The sequence below is a fragment of the Chitinophaga jiangningensis genome, from assembly GCF_900142605.1.
GTDB classification, from domain to species: Bacteria; Bacteroidota; Bacteroidia; order Chitinophagales; family Chitinophagaceae; genus Chitinophaga; species Chitinophaga jiangningensis.
Window position 1 is genome coordinate 327,432 of sequence record NZ_FRBL01000009.1, and the last position, 18,243, is coordinate 345,674.

The window sequence follows — 18,243 nt, forward strand, 5'->3', positions numbered from 1 at the left end:
GAATGGCATATATCAATTCAATGCAGGCCCCACTGACTTTAATATTCCGGATCATATACCTGTTCATAATTCTTGTATTTTGTGAAATTGTAGCCTGCCAGAGCCCAATCTGCCAGGAAAGCGCATTACGGGGAAGTAGGTATCATCAAAAACAAACTCTTCTTCCGGGCGTCAGGGATAGCAGGCCTTACCTACAGCAATCTTATAGTTGTTTTACTGATTAAGCACACTTGATTCTTTGTAAGTGCATTTTACCGTTACAGAGCCATCTGCGCTACTTGTCAGCGCTGCGACCTGATGTGCCATATCTCCGGTAATATTAAATCCGTTTTTGGAGTTAATTGTCTTTTTAATTACCTTTTCGCCAAAGAGAACTTCAGAAAAAATCTTCTCCCCATTGAGATAGATTGTAAATGATTGGGCGGACTCTTTTAAAGGCCAGGGCCCTTCTCCTTTTCCTTGGATTGTTATGGTGCATTCTTCCCAATAACGATCACCATCAAAATTTAGCCCTTCAATTTTAGAAATACCCAGAGTTTTGTCTTCCCATGTTTTTACATCTGTTTTCATACTTTTTTGTTTTAGTGAAATGAATAATAAATAGAATATCCTTCTTTATCTTGTATGAAAGACCGTTGTCTTATGAAATGAAAATTCTGCCTTCTGAACTACCTGTCCCGCATATCAATTCAATGCGCAGCCGCCCCGGACAGTGATAGTCCGGAAAAAACCTGTCATTATTCTTGTAGTGTACGTGTAACCTGTCAGCGCCCCCTGAGCCAATTGCGGCTCACGGGGAAAGTATATATCTGGAAGATACATACTCTTTTGCCTCGGCGTCAGAAATAGCAGGGATTTACCTACAACAACACGATGAATGTTCTGGTGATAATGCTTTCAATGAGGTTAAAGCATCAGATACTTTTGGATTGCAATTCATTTTGGTTATTTTCTTATGAGAGAATAATTTTGGTGCTTATGGGAAAGCAGCGGCTGAATTCTTCCATTATTTCAGCCCCGCCTTTTCTATAAAAAAGGTATATTGAAGTATTATTACAATTTTAATAATAAATTGTTTTAAAAACAAATAATTAGCAATCCTACCTACCATACTAATAAAATATCTGGCGGTTAAAAAGTCAACAGCAAGAAATACTGACCTGCCCCAAAACAAAAAAGGCCTTCTTCTGAGAGCCCTTTCGTTGTGGTAGTCGCTGTGCCCAGAACAGGAATTCCATAGTCCTGGTATCAATATCTTGTATTAATTGCTTATCAAATACTTGTCAACTTACGGTGACGGTTACGCTGTTTCTCTCAATCAACCTGTCAAGCCACGCATGATGCTCCAGCCATTAAAATTCTGTCCTTCATTTGTTTTGCTTAATATCGCGCAATAGTGGTCATTATTTAATACGTTTGTTACATAACACGCCTTACGCCATTGATACCACGACTTTCCCCTGATATTGCCCTTTGAGGTAATAGCGATACGCCTCCGGCGCTTCATTAAAAGGAAACACACTGTCTATAATTGGTCTGAGCTTATGAAATGCCACTGCGTTGTTCATCGCCTGCTGATGCCCCCGGTGACCAGCGGCAATAACACGAATGGTAGTGGCGGTAGTTAGCAGCATATTCAGGTTTATCAGGGGATCCCCGGCAGCCATCGTTCCTATCAGGCTAATTTCTCCAGTCAGGTATACCGATTTCACCGACTGCGCCATTGTTCCGCCACCACCGATTTCTATCACGTGATCTACTCCCCGGCCACTGGTAAGCGCCTTCACTTCCTTATGCCATTCTGGATTTTCTTTGTAATTAATCACTTCGTCGGCGCCCAACTTACACTGGCAGGGAATTCACCGTTTAGCCAATCCAGTTAGTACTGACAATAATAGATTTAAGTGATAAAATAAGAGTAGGCTAACAGAATGCCGCTACATGTTGTATCCACCACTGCGGCAGGCTGCAGGAGAGAGTGTAAAAAGGTGATGGAAAGAATTTTCTGGTAAGATTCTTAATTGAAAAAGTGCCAGACACATTTTGGCAATCTGAATGATCAGATATTGGTGTCTAAAAAACAGCTTTTTTCCTGGGAAATAACTGCGAATGAAACGCTTTGTAGTAGCCGTTATAAGAGATAATTTCTGCTTGCCATTTGTCAACAATAGTGGTTGAAAGTGGGAAAAACCGGTAAAATTTGACAATTATACAAACAAAAAAGGCTTGTAAGTCAATACCTACAAGCCTTAGTATGGTGCCCAGAACAGGAATCGAACCTGCACTCCGTTGCCGAAACAAGATTTTGAGTCTAGCGCGTCTACCAATTCCGCCATCTGGGCAATTGCCTTTTGCAATGCGTTTCCGCCGTAGCGGGATGCAAATGTAGAAATAAAATTTTAATAAACAAATATTTTTTTTTGCTCAGGTATAAATATACCCCAGAATGACCTCAATCAGCGATGCATTTGACCACCGTCATAATCATATCATCAAAAAATTGGGAAATTTATCCAAGAAATTATTTATTGTGAAACGGATAATACTTGCATTTGACGGGCCGCATTATTCAGATGGCGCATTTGAATTTGTTCGGCGGCTCAATGAGTACCAGCCTGTTTTCGTAACGGGGATCTTTCTACCACATGTTGATTTCAATACTGCCTGGACCTACTCCTATAGTAACGCCGCAACCTGGCTACCCCTGATAGAAGAATACAGTACAGAACTACTAAATACAAGCATCAGCCGGTTTGAACAGGCCTGTAAACACTATGGCATCGCATTTAAAGTATGTAGTAAACACCTGGACTTTTCAATACCTGAGCTACAAAAAGAAACTCGTTTTGCGGATTTAATGTTATTGGGTAGTGAACGTTTTTATCAGAACCTGGGTGTGGCATCGCCGAATGAATATCTTCGAATGGCAATTCATCAGTCAGAATGTCCCGTTATCGTTATCCCTGAAAAATTCAAATTTCCTCATAGTGTGGTCCTGGCTTATGACGGGTCCGATGATGCCACCTTTGCCATCAAAAGCTTTGCCTGCTTAATGCCTGAATTAACCTCCCTGCATACTGTTTTGGTATATGCCACCAATAAGGACGCCGCTATTCCCGAATCTAATAATATTCAAGATTTATGCTCCAGCCATTTTCCGAATCTGACGCTGCAAGTCCTCGGAGCCAAACCCACAAAATATTTCGGAACCTGGATCAATGACATAAAAAATCCGCTCCTCGTTTGCGGTGCCTTTGGTCGTACAGCATTATCACAGCTTTTTAAATCCAGTTTCATTACAGAAGTAATCAGTGATCACAATATTCCAATTTTTATTGCTCATCGTTAACTTTCAGCCATACCATGACCAGTCATTCCTTTTTCATATCGCCCTGTCTTTTCTATTACTGTAATCTTAAAAACTATCGGACGTATTATTGGAGGAGCCTCACCCTGTATATCTAATCCTTTACTCATTTCATTTAATACGGCTAATTCACTGGCATGATACTGCTGTAAATGTCCAACAAGGAATTTCATCAGGTAGTACTTCTCCCTGGGATCAGTAACCTCCTGGTATCGCCCTCTTACGAGCACTGACCGCCAATTTACCAGGTCATCAATTTCATCTACCTCAAAACAGACCGCAGCATTTTTGCGCATAATATCTATTTTCAAACCAGGCTTAGAATGGGCAACCAGGTAAGTTCCATTATACGCATAGCTAACAGGTACTATATACGGTTGCTGTCCGTCTGTACAACCAATGCGTCCGGTGACATGCCTGGTGAGAATGTCTTCAATCTGCTCTGGTAAAAGATTTCCTAACATAATTCAATAATTTAATAGACATAAATATTCGCCAAATTCCTTGCCCCTAAATATTACTATGAGCTATAAAAACAGGGTAAGGCAACGCCTTAATAATTAAATCTGCATGGCTGTGACGAAATAGCCGGGACAACAAACTTCTTCCATACGCCCCCATTACTAACAATACATTTTTCTTATTCTGCAGATAGTCTATTATAGCAGCTTCGTCCTCACCCTTTAATGCCACATAGTTCGCATTACTATAGTGCAGGCTCAGCCACTCCATCAGCTCCTTGGAGTCTCCCGCCTGTACCTCTTTCTTTGCAACCTGTACCACCGTTGCCACCAAATCCTCGGCACTTAATAAATAGCCCGCCTGTTTCATGGCAAAAATTGAAGAGGGACTACCATCATAACAAAAAACTATTTCGGATATCTTCCCGGCAGTAGCCGGAGCAATCACCACAGGACAATATGACAACGATAATATCTGCTGCACCATATCCTCCGGCATTCCAACACTTCGCTTATAGGCTGATATGTTTGTATCTATAACAATTAAATCTGCAAACTGACTAGCGATAACAACGCTCTCAACAGTGGCCTCTGTCCCTCTATGCACGGACGACAATACGCCTTTCACTTCACAGGCATTTAGAAAATTTCGGATGTTACTATCCACGTGTTTTCTGCTAACCTGATTCTCAGGTAAATCGCCGGCAACAATAGTTTCTACATATGCAGCGCCTAAAGTGGCCTTGAGCCTTGGGGTTTCATCATATTTGTAATCTTCAAAAAAATAGGAAGTCATACGCGCCCGCGTCTTACCTGCCAGATTGCAGGCAAACTCAAGTACCGTAGCCGCAGGTATGGTACCAGCAATAGCCAATAATATCTTTTCCATTGCATGTAATTTTAAATAAAATTAATGTTGATATCTCCCTGCAACAATGACAATAATCATCAAGGACTATGATAATTATGCATGACTATAATCAGTTTTATCGCTGAGCATAATCACCATTTATTATTTTTCTTCTTTCTAATTTCGTTATGTGTACAGTTGGTTTTATTCACCAAAAATCTTGTAAAATGAGCACGTTAAAAGTCATAGAAATTCTCGCCAACTCAAAAGAAAGTTGGGAAGATGCTGCACGAAATGCAGTAGAAGAAGCATCGAGAACTTTGCAAAACATCAGATCTATTTATATAAAAGACCATAGCGCAGAGGTTGAAAATGGAAAAATTGTAGAATACCGAATTAATGCAAAACTTACATTCGAACTGGAACATAATGGTAAAAAAAGTAAGAAATAACCCTAAATAAAAAAAGGAGGCTTCATATGGCAACTCAATCTTTAAGCAGAACAGCCCGCCTGTTCCCTTCCGTATTTGACGATTTTTTCAAACCATGGAATGAATGGTTTGACGGCAACGGTAATGGAAACCTGGAACTTACAATTCCAGCTGTAAACGTCAGCGAGAATAAAGAAAATTTTAAAATGGAACTGGCTGCTCCAGGACTAAAAAAGGAAGATTTTAAAGTAAAAGTAGAGAACAATGTATTGACAATCAGTGCTGAAAAACAAGAAACACACGAGAAAAAGGATGAAAAAATGAGTCGCAGAGAATATAACTATAGCAGCTTCTCCAGGAGTTTCAGTCTCCCTGACGCTGTCAATGCAGACAAGACGGAAGCTCATTATAACAATGGTGTGCTGACACTTGTACTTCCCAAAAAAGAGGAGGCTAAAAAAAGTATCGGCGGAAAACAAATTGAAATTAAATAAATAACAACCTCAGCCGTAACGGAAAGAGCCCTGAATATGATTCAGGGCTTTCCGATTTGGGGCTAATTTATCACGCTTAGATTAGATTGAATAGTATCATAAATATATTGACGGCTAATACCAGGTAATAGCAGCTATGCCGCCATGGAGATCTAAAGCATTATCTTCCACAAAAAGAACCTGTCCACCTTTTTTAATCACCATCCTCATAATTTCTTCCGGGATGTCCATTTCGATATGATGGGGCTTTTCAGGAGCTCGTAGATAAATTTTTCCATTTTTGTCAGTAAAACCACTACAAGCGAAATTCTTTTCAATAAGTAATTTAGCCACCTGACCATCCCTGGCCGCTTCCCAAACCGCTTTTACGCCTTCGACCGTATTCCCCTGCCCGATACTTTCCAGGAAGCTGGAAATAACCTGCCTGTCCCTGCCATCCAACCATTCCCTGACAAGAGGCCAAACTTTAGCTGCCAACTTATCCCTGCCCACATGAAAGTAGTTGCCTGGTATCCTGGCAATGATATTCTTAGAATGATGGGTCACTTCTTCCAACTGGGCCATATCCTTTTTCGGCCCAGCCAAGACCAGCGGCAATTGTCCAAGGTAAGCTGACAACGCTTTGTCGGCCTGTATGAAAAAACGCCTGCGCCTATCCGCCTGTAACAAACTCTTATCCTTTTCAAAATTCTTCTCCCCTGCATAACCTGCAAGTGAAGAACTCCTGGAAGGCTTTGCATACTCGTACTCCTCCTGGTATAACCGTGGAAAGTTATGATCCTGAATTTCTTCCAATTCTTCAAGTTTCCCCTTATAACACATAACGCGCTTGCTATCTGCATGTAAAAGGATATAGTCAACACTATACTGCTCAAGCTGCAATGCCTCCCGTACTGAAAATTTACCGGCAATCACTACTTTTTCCTTAACAGGAAATGGAAACAATAACAACTTTTTATACCGGGCGGATACATATAGACCAGCCCCCTGCAGGGCTGGTCTGTCATCGGCCTTGAGCAATGCCGCTAATTCATAGAGGTTAGCTAATAAAACAGCCGATTCTTTCATAGGATACATTTCATGCAGGAAACCTGTAACCTTGCCCACCATCTTGTCCAGGACATGCGCATCGGCCTCCCTGGAGTAGCCTGCCACAGGTTGCAAAGGGATAATTAATGTTATACATGCAGTACTCTCCTGCGTATATATATCTTTGAATGTTATCGTCGTCATCGCAATTTTATTTTCAGATTTGTCATAATAAGCGGACTTCGTAAGTGCAATGCAGTCGAAAACTCCAGTTGCCAGTACATGCCCCGCCATTTCAATCCGCAAATCATCCCAGCTCCCGCCTGGTCCAAGATTCAGCAGCTTTGCCAATGCAAAAACTGTAAAATGGTAATGATGCAACATCTTACCAGGACAAAAGCCCGTATATCTAACCTGACCAAAGTCATTTTTACCCAATATAACCGGCGTGTAATTTTCACAAATCCGGTGACTAACCGGCATATTCCAAACTAACCAGTGCACCCATTTGCCTAGCGGTGCATCCATATCCTCCAGCACCACAGCTATAGAAGCCGCACCAGGTGGAATTCCATTCACTTCCAGCGGAGGATTGATATTCTCACCGGCGCAGCTATATTTATATGGAATAATGTTTCCCTCCCTGCATACCCTGCTGCTAATCACCAGCTGTCCATTTGTCAAACTCATTACCAGTACATCTACCTGTTAATATTCATCATCCAGAAAGTCATTACGCGTTCCCGGAGATTTCTTTTCCACCGCAGTTCTTCCTATCTCATTCTGCTCTCCCAATGTAACGAGATCACTGCCAGACGTCTGTACCCAGCCAAAGGTATTTCTTCGACAAACTTGTACATTCAGATTAAAACGATCGCGAAAAGCCCTTTCAATACTATATACCGTATCATCCGGATTAATGGTGAGCGTACCGCTATGGTGAAGATTGCGTACCTCCCGTACCAGCATCCTAGCCGAAAGCTGATGCGATTTCTCCGTAGCCTCTAAAATGCCATGGGGTTTATCATAAAAAGATAATTTCAAGAATGGATAATTCGATGAAAATTCCTGCTGGAGCAATCCCAGCGATTTATGGTCGTTGATTACTAACAGCATGGTCGAAAGTTTTAAATGGTAATTATGAACATTTTCAATATAAAATTACCTTGAACCTGCACACATTTTCATGACCACGGTTATATTGACACATGATTACCATCATAAAGTTCTATCAATTTCCAGGCACACCATTAACTGTTTATAATATGTTCTTTTCAGCACAGCTTTAACATTTTTCCATGGCAAAAATGCTCAATCCCTCCTTGGCACAAAATTCGTAGCTTTGCCCCGTAAATTGAACCACATGAAAAAAATCCATATTCTGATAGCTACCGTAGCCGTTATGCTGTTTAGCTCCTGTTACACCACCGTACATACCGCCGGCAACAGCGGTAAAGTACCTCCCGGACAAGCAAAGAAAATGACCGGCTCCAAGTCTGCCAAGCCTTATGCTCCAGGTCAACAGAAAAAATATTAAGATTTCCTTAGCATTATTCCAGCAAAGGATGCTTACCTTCATAACATGTTACGCACCATCATTTTTTCAGCAATATTGATGTCAGCCATGGCTGTAAAAGCCCAGCTGCCTGTATTTCCGGGTGATCAGCATAACTCCGCATTCGCTCCCGGCAACCAGGAAAAAGATAGCAGCCATATTCAAAAGAAATGGTTTGTAACCAAATACACCGGCCTCTCCGCCGGCTTCGTGGGATTTAAAGGTGGAAGCGGCACTTACCTGTCCGCACCCATGGCCATACAACTCAACCGTCAGCTTACCCCTAACTTGTTCGCTTTCGGCAGCCTCTCCGCCACGCCTACCGTGATGCGGTTCAGCGGACCAGCTTACCAGCCGCTCTATAAGAATTCTGGCAACATGCAGATGAACAGCTCCGGCATATTCCCTGCCGCCAGAGCTGGTGTCATGTACATCAGCAACGACCGCACCTTCTCTGTATCCGGCAGCGTAAGCGTCAGCAGAAGTAACTACTACGGCTACTCACCATTATACAATCCTGCCAATTCCTTCATGCAATACTAAGCCACCCACACCGCCATTATTTATTTTTTTCGTAAATTAAATAATGCAAAAATCAGTGCACATAGGGTTAATTAGGGAAGAGAAGCACCCACACGATAACCGCGTGGCCTTTACCCCTAAACAATGCCAGTGGATCATGCATCACTTTCCGCATGTAGCGCTGTATGCACAGCCCTCGCCACACCGTTGCTTTAAAGATGAAGAATACGCCAAAGCCGGCGTTACCATCTCCCAAAACCTGGAAAACTGCTGTATACTTTTAGGTATAAAAGAAGTGCCGCCAACGTTCCTGCTGCCCAACAAAACCTACCTCTTTTTCAGCCATACCAAAAAAAAGCAGCCGCATAACCGCGACATGCTCAAAGCTATCCTCGAAAAAAATATCCGCCTGGTAGATTATGAATGCCTCGTACACCCGGACGGACAACGCATCCTCGGCTTCGGCTTCTTTGCCGGCGTAGTAGGCGCACATAACGGACTGCTGGCCTATGGCCAAAAGACCGGATTATTCAAACTCAAACCCGTCCACCAGTCGCACGACTTCCAGGAACTCATCTCCCACTATTTCGGTGTAAAACTGCCACCCCTGAAAATAGTTGCTACCGGCTCAGGACGCGTAGCCGCAGGCGTACTGGAAATCATGGGACTCCTCGGCATCAAATACATTCCACCGGAAGAATTCCTGATGAATAGCTATAACTACCCGGTATACACGCAGCTGAAAGCAGGTGAACTGTACCTGCGCAAGGATGATAAAACGTATAGTCGCGCCGACTTCCACGCCCACCCGGAGCAATACGACTGCAAGTTCCTCCCCTTCGTAGCCGCCAGCGATATCCTCATGAACGGCATCTACTGGGATAAAAATATCCCCCCGCTGTTCTCCGCCAAAGACCTGCAAAAGGATAACTTCCGCATCCAGGTGATTGCTGACATTACAGATGATACCAACGGCAGCATCCCCTGCAACCTGGGCGACAGCACCATCGACGATCCGGTGTATGGGGTAGACAAACAAACCATGACCCGGACCGCACCTTATCTGCCAGATACAGTGGATATGATGTGCGTCAGCAACCTCCCCAATGAACTCCCCCGCGATGCTTCCCAATATTTCGGGGACCAGCTGATGAAATATGTATTCGAAGACCTGCTATCCGGCAACAGCGAAATGATCAAAAAGGCCACCATCGCCGAAAATGGGGCACTCACCTCCTATTTTGATTACCTGCAGGACTACATCGCGTAATCGATAATTGTCTTGATCACTTTTTGTTTTGCACGTATCCCCGTTTGCCGTAAATTAAAGGCATATACCAAAACTTCTACACTAAATAACTTACCCATGCCACAATACCTCCGCCTGCTCCCATTGTTGTTTGCGTTGCATACAGGTACCGCCCACGCACAGGAAGCCACTAAAAAAGATAATTATACCGTACAATTCCTGCTCGTATACAATGAACACCACCAACTGCTCATGATGCACAATGCTATGGGATGGCATATGCCAGCAGTACGCTCCAACGATTCCCTGGATATCCGGGAGGCACTCCACCAACTCGCCGGCACACTGGGACTCACGCTGGAAAACATACGCCTGGCGGGTTTATACACGCATAAGTTCGAAGGTCTGCCGGACCATAAGGAGCTCTCCTTCCGTACCTATTACACCGCAAAACTGAAATCGGGCACCTTAAAACAACCGCCCGCTTCCAACATTTACTACGAATGGATGGCGCCGCAGGAAGGACTGCCGAAACTGCATTTTGAGTTTATGCGCCAACAGCTGACGCCCATTGTAACACAACCCGGAAAAGTATGGGGTGGTACTTATCTAATTGTCTGGAAAGATGATAATTATGTAGGGTCAAAAGAATTGGAAGCGCCGTATTTGCTGGCGGACTAAAAGTCGCTAACTTCACACCATGTCCCACACCAACTTCCTACAGCTCCCTTTCCACTTTTATCCGGAGGCGCTCCTCCAGGATCTGCACCAATGCCAGTCCCTGCAATGGGCCGCGCACTTTCACCGGGAAGATTACTCCGGCGAATGGAGCAGCATTTCCCTGCGCTCCACTTCAGGCGCTATCACAGATATACACTCCCATGCAGGCATGCCCTTTCAGGATACGCCTCTGCTCAAGCAAACGCCGTATTTTTCATATGTGCTGCAAAGCTTTAAATGCCCGCTGGAAGGGGTGCGACTCCTAAAACTTAAATCCGGGGCCATCATCAAGCCGCATAAAGATATAGGCGCATCTTACGAAGAAGGAAATTTACGTATACACGTCCCCGTTATTACACATCCGGAAGTTGAGTTCCTGCTCGATGGCATGAAACTTCCCATGCAGGCAGGCGAATGCTGGTACGCTAATTTCAACCTCACCCATGAGGTCATCAACAACAGCCCGGTGGACCGGGTACATCTGGTCATTGATGCGCTGCGTAACGAGTGGACCGACGATCTCTTTGCCCAACAGGGATTTCCGGTTCCGCCGCCGCCAGGGCAGCTGGATGATACAACTAAGTTGATGGTGATTGCAGAACTTGAACGCCAGCAGAATCCGGCGCTGCAGGAATTGATCGATCAGTTAAAGGCGGAATTGGGGTTATAACTTCAGGTAATAGGCTTTCAATAGGGCAATAAACGCAGGAGTGTACTGATTTTCCATATCGCGTATATCCATATCCGTTATAGAAGTTTCCCTGGCAGCAGCGGAAAAAATACCCACCGCCCTGAAATAGCCATGTTTCATACTTTGCCGTACCTGCAACAGCTGATGCAGATGATAGCCCTTCGACGCTGCCAACGCCCTGAATGCCTGGAACTCTACATAAGGCAGTAATATAGAAAACGATGCCCCAGGTTTCAAATGCATACCAATCGCCTCCAGCAACTCGCTGTACCCCAGACTGGTGGCATGCATCGCCTTATCCTTCTGCTGGTGCCCGCTCTTCAGGGCCGATTCATAAAACGGCGGATTAGAAATAATAAAATCAAATTTCTCCGAAACCGGCAACTGCCTTACATCCACTTCCTGCACATCCAATCGCTCCTGCCACGGAGAAGCATTAAAATTTTCCCGGGCCTGCAAAGCCGCGCCAGGGTCCAGTTCCACAGCGGTTATGGCAGCAGGGTGCACCTGCGCCAGCATCAGGCTTAGCAAGCCCGTGCCCGTACCAATATCCAGGATACGTTTCACCGCCACCCCATGATGCACCAGGTACTGCGCGGTGAAAGCTCCCTGTATACAGGCATCTGTACACACTTTCATCGCGCAGTGCTCCTGGTTTACGGTAAATTGTTTAAACTGGAAATACGTATTGGCCATGCCGCTATTTTGCCTGCAAATATAAGGAGAGATCAGGCATACGCAGATTCCGGTGTGGCGAAACCGCCCTGGCATCCCGAATGGTAATGCGGTTTATCCCACTGCCACCTTTTACTTCAAGCGATGTTGGCTGCTCGTATAACTGCTGTGGCACCTGCCTGTTAATCGCCCATTGCAGCTCTTTTGCAAAGCGCGTATACAACTTCACCACCAGCTGGTTCTTTCCTTTTTTCAACTGCACCAGCAGCACTTCCGACTGCGTAGTACCACGCTCCGGATTGTTGTGAATCAGCTGCTCCTCCCCGTTTACAAACACCTGGATGCCATCCCCGCTGCTAAATCCAAGCAGGTAACTGCCATCCTTAGGGGCCGTCACTTCCTGTAACACATAATAGTTGGTGCTGCGGCCACCGGCAAAAGTATGTAGCGCATCATTATTGAAATCGGGCTGCAAAGTCCAGCTCTGCCCGCCCGCAAAAGGTTTTGTAACATTCACCTGGTGCAGGTCCCCTGCACTGCCACCTATACCGCCGCGCATAGCGCCCGTAGTATACACAGGGCCCCATTGCAGTTGCGATAGTTCATTTTTCAGTGGCACCGGCTTTCCTGTTGTCAGCGGCAGCTCATGCATGCTTCCATTCAGTTCCAGGGCCACCGTTCTGCCCTTTTCTGCTTCACTGTAGCGCAGGGTAATTTTTTTGTTTTTGGGAGATGTAAATGCCCATGTTTCCCCAACTTCGCTTCTGTAATAGCTTTCATAGTCTGCCCCGGAGAAGCTGAACAAGGACACGGCATTGCTGCGATCCAGCACTACAGGTGCTTTGAGCAGGTGCACCGGTGTGATATCCAGTTCCCCTTCATAATTGAGCACAAGCACAGGGATATGCTTACCCGCCATCGCGGATGCGGGCAGTTTCACATGTAATCCGCCGGCAGCTGCATTCACCTTGCCTTCCACGGGTACATTACCGGCTACCAGCCGCATATCAGTAATTTTGTTATGAAATCCGGGGAGATAGATATTGCCGTCCGCCGGTACATCCAGTAAGTGCAGGAACAACTGCCCTTTTTTAGCGGTCACTTCACCCCATGCAAACGTAGTATCAAAAGGGTTAGGGCCGGCGCCATAAATAGCGTCCCCGTTCTGCTGTAGCCATGTTCCGTTCAGCAGCAATACTTCCTTTTCAAAATCCACCACGGAGCCATCTCCGCGAGGGCCTATATTCAACAGAAAGTTACCTCCCCTGCTCACTACTTTAATTAACCCGCGCAGCTTTTCATCAGCCTTGTCCGCCGCTTTGCCATGCTGCTGCCAGGAGCGGTAACCCCAGGTTTCGTCATATACCGACGCCGGCGTTTGCCATGGCGACGCAATTTTATAGTCGGGATACTGATTATCTCCCATTACACAAAAATCCCCGGCATCATTACCCAAACGGCCACTCACCATACAACCCGGTTGCAGGGAATGTACCAGCGTTGCCAGCTCCCGGCTCTGCTGCGCCGTGAGGGAACCCATATCAAACCATATTTCGGATACCGGACCATAATTGGTCATCAGCTCCCGCACCTGTTGCAGGTTATAGGCGTGATGCTCCGGTGTAATAGGATCACTGTTGCTGCTGCTGATCGGATATGCCTGCGGGAAATGCCAGTCGATCAGCGAAAAGTACAAGCCAAACTTCAGCCCGTGGCGCCGACAGGCATCTGCCAGCTCCTTCAGCACATCGCGCTTGTAAGGCGTGGCATCTACTACATTGTAATCGGTGTAAGCGGATTTAAACATGCAAAAGCCGTCGTGGTGTTTGGAGGTGATCACCACCGACTTCATACCCGCGGCTTTGGCCAGTAATACAATGGAATCGGGGTTCCACTGCGCGGGGTTAAAACGATTGGCTACATCGGCATATACGTCACTGTAAATGCCTGCATGCGATTGTATCTGTTCACTGTATCCACGGGTTACCGGCTTGCCTTCCCATACACCACCCAGCGTGCTGTATATCGCCCCCCAATGGATAAACATGGAGTATTTCTGGTCCTTCCATGCTTTCAATGCTGCCGGCTCCTGTGCGCGGGCACCCGTTGCGCCTAACAGCAGCAACGCAAAGAAAATTTTTTTCATCATACAAACGAGTTGGCTAAACGAATAACCAATATAGCGCTAAATCGTTAAAGCACTACTGAAAACTTGATGATCAAAAGGCTGCCCTGGCGGTAGGCACAGCGTCCAGCGACACGAAATCACCTGCCAGGTATTTGTAATAAGCAGTGATAGCAATCATACCGGCATTATCCGTACAGTACTCAAACTTCGGTATAAACGTACGCCAGTGATGCTTTTTGCCATATTCTTCCAGCGCAGCGCGCAAGCCACTGTTGGCACTTACGCCACCGGCAATGGCCACGTCACGCACACCGGTTTCTTCGGTCGCCTTCACCAGCTTGTTCAGCAGGATGCTGATAATTCGATGCTGAATGGATGCACAGATGTCGGCCAGGTTGTTTTGGATAAATTCCGGATCTTTCTGCTGGTTCTCCTGCAGGAAATAAAGAATGGAAGTTTTCAGGCCACTAAAGCTGAAATTCAGTTCGGGAATACGGGGCTCGGGGAATTTGAACCTTAAGGGGTTACCCTCTTTTGCATATTTATCAATCAACGGACCACCAGGGTATGGCAGGCCCAATAATTTGGCACTCTTATCGAAAGCCTCGCCGGCAGCATCATCCAGCGTTTCGCCTATCACCCGCATCTTCAGCGGACTCTCGCACAGCACTATCTGGGTATGGCCGCCGGAAACGGTCAGGCAAATAAACGGGAAATCCGGTTTTGGATCGTCAATGAAATTGGCCAGCACGTGGGCCTGCATGTGATGCACACCTATCAGCGGTATGTTCAGCGCCATGGCCATGGATTTGGCAAAGCAGCTGCCTACCAGCAATGAACCTATCAGCCCGGGTGACTGCGTAAAAGCAATGGCACTCAGTTCTTCCTTTTTTACTCCTGCCATCTGCAAGGCTACGTCTACCACGGGAACGATGTTTTCCTGGTGGGCGCGACTCGCCAGCTCCGGCACCACGCCGCCATACTCTTCATGTACTTTCTGATTGGCAATGCGATTGGATAAAACTTTCCCGTCTACTATCACTGCCGCCCCGGTATCATCACAGGATGATTCTATTGCTAATATTTTCACTGACATAAGCGGCAAAAATACAAATTAATTGCTTCTTATCGCCACCACAGGGTCCAGCTTGCTGGCACTGTAAGCAGGGATAAAACCTGAAATCATGCCTACACCTGCGCTTAAACTCAAGCCAAATATGATATTACCAGCGGTCATATATAACTGGAAGCTGCTGGTAGCAGAAATAATGGTTGCCAGCATTACCACCAGCAATAACCCTATTATCCCGCCAATTAAGCACAACATCACTGCTTCCAGCAGGAATTCCATCAGGATCACCTGCCTTTTAGCCCCTATCGCTTTTTTCAGCCCAATGATATTTGTCCGTTCCTTCACCGTCACAAACATGATATTGGCAATCCCGAAACCACCTACCAGCAGCGCAAATATGGCAATTAGCCCCCCGCCTAAATTGATGGCAGAAAAGATGGAATTCAGATTTTCATTGGCAGAAGTGATTTCATTCATTGCAAAATCATCTTCCTCCGTAGGACGTAGCCGGTGCGCCGCACGCATCACGGAACGAATTTCATCCTTGAGCTGATCCAGTGATACATTAGGCTTGGCTTTTACCAGCATGTACGGACTACCGTTACGGCGCTCGTCCACCAGGGTACGGCCAAATTTATAAGGTATGATAATGGCATTGTCGTAATTAGGCCCGCCGATCATGCTTTCCCCCTTCTTTTTCATGACGCCTACCACTTTCACATCCCGGCCCATCAGCTTCACCGTCTTGCCCAGTGCTGCCTCTGCTGACCCAAACAAGCCTTCCCAGATGGTAGCTCCCAGTATCCCTACGGGTGTACCGCTGTTGCTCTCCGAATTTGCAAAATAGCGGCCGTCTATAATCGCCAGCTGCTGAATCTGGTCAAAATCGTGGGTTACCGCCATCATGGTCACGCCATCCATATAATCATCACCCAGCTCCAGGCGCCGCCCGCTCACGTCGAAGTCGAACGAAACAAAGCTGGCCCCCTGCACCTTTTCCTGGATCAGCTTCAATTCCTTATACTCCGGCTCCGGACGGTTCATGTATTTCCACCAGGGATATTCCCCGCCACCGCCCCAGGGCCATTTCTGGACGTAAATTACGTCGTCGCCCAGCTCACTGAGACTATTACGCACATTGCGTTCCAGGCTGCTGGTGAGGGTAAAAACGGAGATGATACAAAATATACCGATAGTAATGCCCAGTAACGACAGGAAAGTACGCAGCTTGTTCACCCGCAGTTCCTGCACGGCCATTTTTAAACTATTCCATAAAATTTTCAGGGTAGCAATCATATTTCAAATTTAGTGGATTTATTTGCAGATTAACACCCGGTAAACACTAAATATAGCCGGATAAAAAATTTAGTTACCTTTGCTGCCATTTTTCGGACATAAATATGAAGTACGCTAACGAGATTAATAAAAGAAAATCCTTCGCCATCATCGCTCACCCGGATGCCGGTAAGACCACGCTGACAGAGAAATTCCTCCTGTTTGGCGGTGCTATCCAGACGGCCGGTGCGGTGAAATCCAATAAAATCAAGAAACATACTACCTCCGACTTCATGGAGATAGAAAGGCAGAGGGGTATCTCGGTTGCCACCTCTGTTATGACCTTTGAATACCGCGATGTACTGGTGAACCTCCTGGATACCCCTGGTCACAAGGACTTCGCTGAAGATACCTACCGTACCCTCACCGCAGTGGACAGCGTAGTGCTGGTAATCGACTGCGTAAAAGGGGTGGAAACACAGACAGAAGCGCTGATGGAAGTTTGTCGCATGCGCGATACCCCGGTTATCATCTACGTAAACAAAATGGACCGCGATGGTAAAAATCCATTCGACCTCCTGGATGAACTGGAAGAAAAACTCTCTATCCGTGTACGCCCGCTTAGCTGGCCTATCAATATGGGTAAGGACTTTAAAGGTGTGTACAACCTGTACAACAAAAGCCTGGTAAACTTCCTCCCGAATAAAAAGGCAACAGATGAGGATGTAGTGGACCTGAAAGACCTCAGCGACAGCTATGTAGACGAGCATTTCAACGAAAAGGATGCCGCCCAGCTGCGTAACGACGTAGAACTGATCGAAGGCGTATACGATGAATTTGATAAACAAGCTTACCTCGATGGCAAACTGGCACCGGTATTTTTCGGCTCCGCAGTGAACAACTTTGGTGTGAAAGACCTGCTGGACACCTTCGTGGAAATCGCACCTACACCGCGCAACCGCCAGAGCAGCACCCGCGAAATCGATGTAAACGAAGATAAATTCAGTGGCTTCATCTTTAAGATTCACGCCAACCTGGATCCACGCCACCGCGACCGTATCGCCTTCCTCCGCGTTTGCTCCGGTAAATTTGAAAGGAATAAATTCTATAAACACGTACGACTGGATAAAGACGTCCGCTTCAGCAACCCTTACAGCTTCCTCGCACGGGAAAAGAACATCGTGGACGATGCCTTCCCCGGCGACGTAGTAGGTTTGTTTGACACCGGAAACTTCAAAATTGGTGATACCCTCACCGAAGGTGAGAAATTCTATATTACCGGTATCCCAAGCTTCTCTCCTGAGCTGTTTAAGGAACTGGTAAACAAGGATCCGATGAAAACCAAGCAACTGGAAAAAGGTATCCGCCAGCTGACAGATGAAGGGGTGGCACAGCTGTTTACCCAACATGGTGGTAACCGTAAAATCATCGGTTGCGTGGGCGACCTTCAGTTCGAAGTTATTCAATACCGCCTCCTGCAGGAGTATGGCGCTGCTTGTCAGTTCAATACCCTGCCGTATTACAAGGCATGCTGGATCACCGGTCCTAAAAATAAGATCGAAGATTTTATCCGTTTTAAATCCGCCAATATCGTGGAGGATAAGGATGGACACCTGGTATACCTCGCGGAATCAGAGTGGTACCTGAATACAGAGCGGGCTAATAATCCTGAGATTCAGTTTAATTTTACTTCTGAGATTCATAAATAACAGCCAATTTCCACC

Annotated in this window: 19 protein-coding genes and 1 tRNA gene; 9 read left to right on the plus strand and 11 right to left on the minus strand. The window is 46.0% G+C overall.

Annotated elements, in window-relative coordinates; translation table 11 throughout:
• Positions 1-213: 213 nt before the first annotated feature.
• The 3 genes from BUB18_RS23560 to BUB18_RS23570 all read right to left on the minus strand — a co-directional run bounded on the left by BUB18_RS23560 (position 214) and on the right by BUB18_RS23570 (position 2,342).
• The gene (locus tag BUB18_RS23560; RefSeq protein WP_073085762.1) at positions 214-570 is read right to left on the minus strand and encodes a hypothetical protein; all 357 of its coding nucleotides are present in this window, start codon (positions 568-570) and stop codon (positions 214-216) included.
• A gap of 863 nt (positions 571-1,433) precedes the next feature.
• Positions 1,434-1,841 (minus strand): zinc-binding dehydrogenase, encoded by a 408-nt coding sequence (locus BUB18_RS23565; RefSeq protein ID WP_073085764.1) that lies wholly within the window; start codon positions 1,839-1,841, stop codon positions 1,434-1,436.
• A gap of 414 nt (positions 1,842-2,255) precedes the next feature.
• Positions 2,256-2,342, minus strand: a tRNA-Leu gene (locus BUB18_RS23570).
• A gap of 104 nt (positions 2,343-2,446) precedes the next feature.
• On the opposite strand from BUB18_RS23570, the gene BUB18_RS23575 reads away from it, so the two are divergent.
• Positions 2,447-3,349, plus strand: coding sequence for an adenine nucleotide alpha hydrolase family protein (locus BUB18_RS23575; protein WP_083550669.1), 903 nt, complete (start codon positions 2,447-2,449; stop codon positions 3,347-3,349).
• Here BUB18_RS23575 and BUB18_RS23580 read toward each other — a convergent pair.
• Both BUB18_RS23580 and BUB18_RS23585 read right to left on the minus strand, forming a co-directional pair.
• The gene (locus tag BUB18_RS23580; protein ID WP_073085766.1) at positions 3,346-3,831 is read right to left on the minus strand and encodes a pyridoxamine 5'-phosphate oxidase family protein; all 486 of its coding nucleotides are present in this window, start codon (positions 3,829-3,831) and stop codon (positions 3,346-3,348) included. The genes BUB18_RS23575 and BUB18_RS23580 overlap by 4 nt on opposite strands.
• A 46-nt stretch (positions 3,832-3,877) precedes the next feature.
• On the minus strand, positions 3,878-4,717 hold the full coding sequence (locus tag BUB18_RS23585) for a universal stress protein (RefSeq protein WP_073085768.1): 840 nt from the start codon (positions 4,715-4,717) through the stop codon (positions 3,878-3,880).
• A 188-nt stretch (positions 4,718-4,905) separates the two neighbouring features.
• Between BUB18_RS23585 and BUB18_RS23590 the strand changes: the two genes are divergently transcribed.
• Positions 4,906-5,130 carry a dodecin family protein gene (locus BUB18_RS23590; RefSeq protein WP_073085770.1) on the plus strand — a complete coding sequence of 75 codons (225 nt, stop codon included), beginning with the start codon at positions 4,906-4,908 and terminating at the stop codon, positions 5,128-5,130.
• A 26-nt stretch (positions 5,131-5,156) separates the two neighbouring features.
• Positions 5,157-5,603 (plus strand): Hsp20/alpha crystallin family protein, encoded by a 447-nt coding sequence (locus tag BUB18_RS23595; protein ID WP_073085772.1) that lies wholly within the window; start codon positions 5,157-5,159, stop codon positions 5,601-5,603.
• A 114-nt stretch (positions 5,604-5,717) separates the two neighbouring features.
• Here BUB18_RS23595 and BUB18_RS23600 read toward each other — a convergent pair whose 3' ends face one another.
• Both BUB18_RS23600 and BUB18_RS23605 read right to left on the minus strand, forming a co-directional pair.
• Entirely contained in the window at positions 5,718-7,322 is a 1,605-nt protein-coding gene (locus BUB18_RS23600; protein WP_073085774.1) for a YbhB/YbcL family Raf kinase inhibitor-like protein, read from the minus strand.
• Between the two features lie 18 nt (positions 7,323-7,340).
• Entirely contained in the window at positions 7,341-7,748 is a 408-nt protein-coding gene (locus BUB18_RS23605; RefSeq protein WP_073085776.1) for a hypothetical protein, read from the minus strand.
• 247 nt (positions 7,749-7,995) lie between these two features.
• Between BUB18_RS23605 and BUB18_RS29730 the strand changes: the two genes are divergently transcribed.
• The 5 genes from BUB18_RS29730 (at position 7,996) to BUB18_RS23625 (ending at position 11,348) form a co-directional block, all read left to right on the plus strand.
• Entirely contained in the window at positions 7,996-8,169 is a 174-nt protein-coding gene (locus BUB18_RS29730; RefSeq protein ID WP_178372195.1) for a hypothetical protein, read from the plus strand.
• Positions 8,170-8,214: 45 nt separating this feature from the next.
• A complete protein-coding gene (locus BUB18_RS23610; RefSeq protein ID WP_143160073.1) occupies positions 8,215-8,730 on the plus strand; it encodes a hypothetical protein in 516 nt (171 codons plus the stop codon).
• Between the two features lie 43 nt (positions 8,731-8,773).
• Complete coding sequence (locus BUB18_RS23615) at positions 8,774-9,979, plus strand: NAD(P)-dependent oxidoreductase (protein ID WP_073085780.1); 1,206 nt, start codon at positions 8,774-8,776, stop codon at positions 9,977-9,979.
• A 96-nt stretch (positions 9,980-10,075) separates the two neighbouring features.
• A complete protein-coding gene (locus BUB18_RS23620; RefSeq protein WP_073085782.1) occupies positions 10,076-10,639 on the plus strand; it encodes an NUDIX hydrolase in 564 nt (187 codons plus the stop codon).
• Between the two features lie 19 nt (positions 10,640-10,658).
• Positions 10,659-11,348: an aspartyl/asparaginyl beta-hydroxylase domain-containing protein gene (locus BUB18_RS23625; protein ID WP_073085784.1), complete on the plus strand. Its 690-nt coding sequence runs from the start codon at positions 10,659-10,661 to the stop codon at positions 11,346-11,348.
• Here the strand turns inward: BUB18_RS23625 and BUB18_RS23630 are convergent.
• From BUB18_RS23630 to BUB18_RS23645, 4 genes are all read right to left on the minus strand, one after another.
• Positions 11,343-12,065 (minus strand): tRNA1(Val) (adenine(37)-N6)-methyltransferase, encoded by a 723-nt coding sequence (locus BUB18_RS23630; RefSeq protein ID WP_073085788.1) that lies wholly within the window; start codon positions 12,063-12,065, stop codon positions 11,343-11,345. The genes BUB18_RS23625 and BUB18_RS23630 overlap by 6 nt on opposite strands.
• A 4-nt stretch (positions 12,066-12,069) precedes the next feature.
• Entirely contained in the window at positions 12,070-14,193 is a 2,124-nt protein-coding gene (locus tag BUB18_RS23635; RefSeq protein ID WP_073085790.1) for an alpha-L-fucosidase, read from the minus strand.
• 70 nt (positions 14,194-14,263) lie between these two features.
• Positions 14,264-15,268: a tRNA (adenosine(37)-N6)-threonylcarbamoyltransferase complex transferase subunit TsaD gene (tsaD, locus tag BUB18_RS23640; RefSeq protein ID WP_073085792.1), complete on the minus strand. Its 1,005-nt coding sequence runs from the start codon at positions 15,266-15,268 to the stop codon at positions 14,264-14,266.
• A gap of 18 nt (positions 15,269-15,286) precedes the next feature.
• Entirely contained in the window at positions 15,287-16,540 is a 1,254-nt protein-coding gene (locus BUB18_RS23645; protein WP_073085794.1) for an ABC transporter permease, read from the minus strand.
• A gap of 104 nt (positions 16,541-16,644) precedes the next feature.
• Between BUB18_RS23645 and BUB18_RS23650 the strand changes: the two genes are divergently transcribed.
• Positions 16,645-18,228 carry a peptide chain release factor 3 gene (locus BUB18_RS23650; protein WP_073085796.1) on the plus strand — a complete coding sequence of 528 codons (1,584 nt, stop codon included), beginning with the start codon at positions 16,645-16,647 and terminating at the stop codon, positions 18,226-18,228.
• Positions 18,229-18,243: the final 15 nt, after the last annotated feature.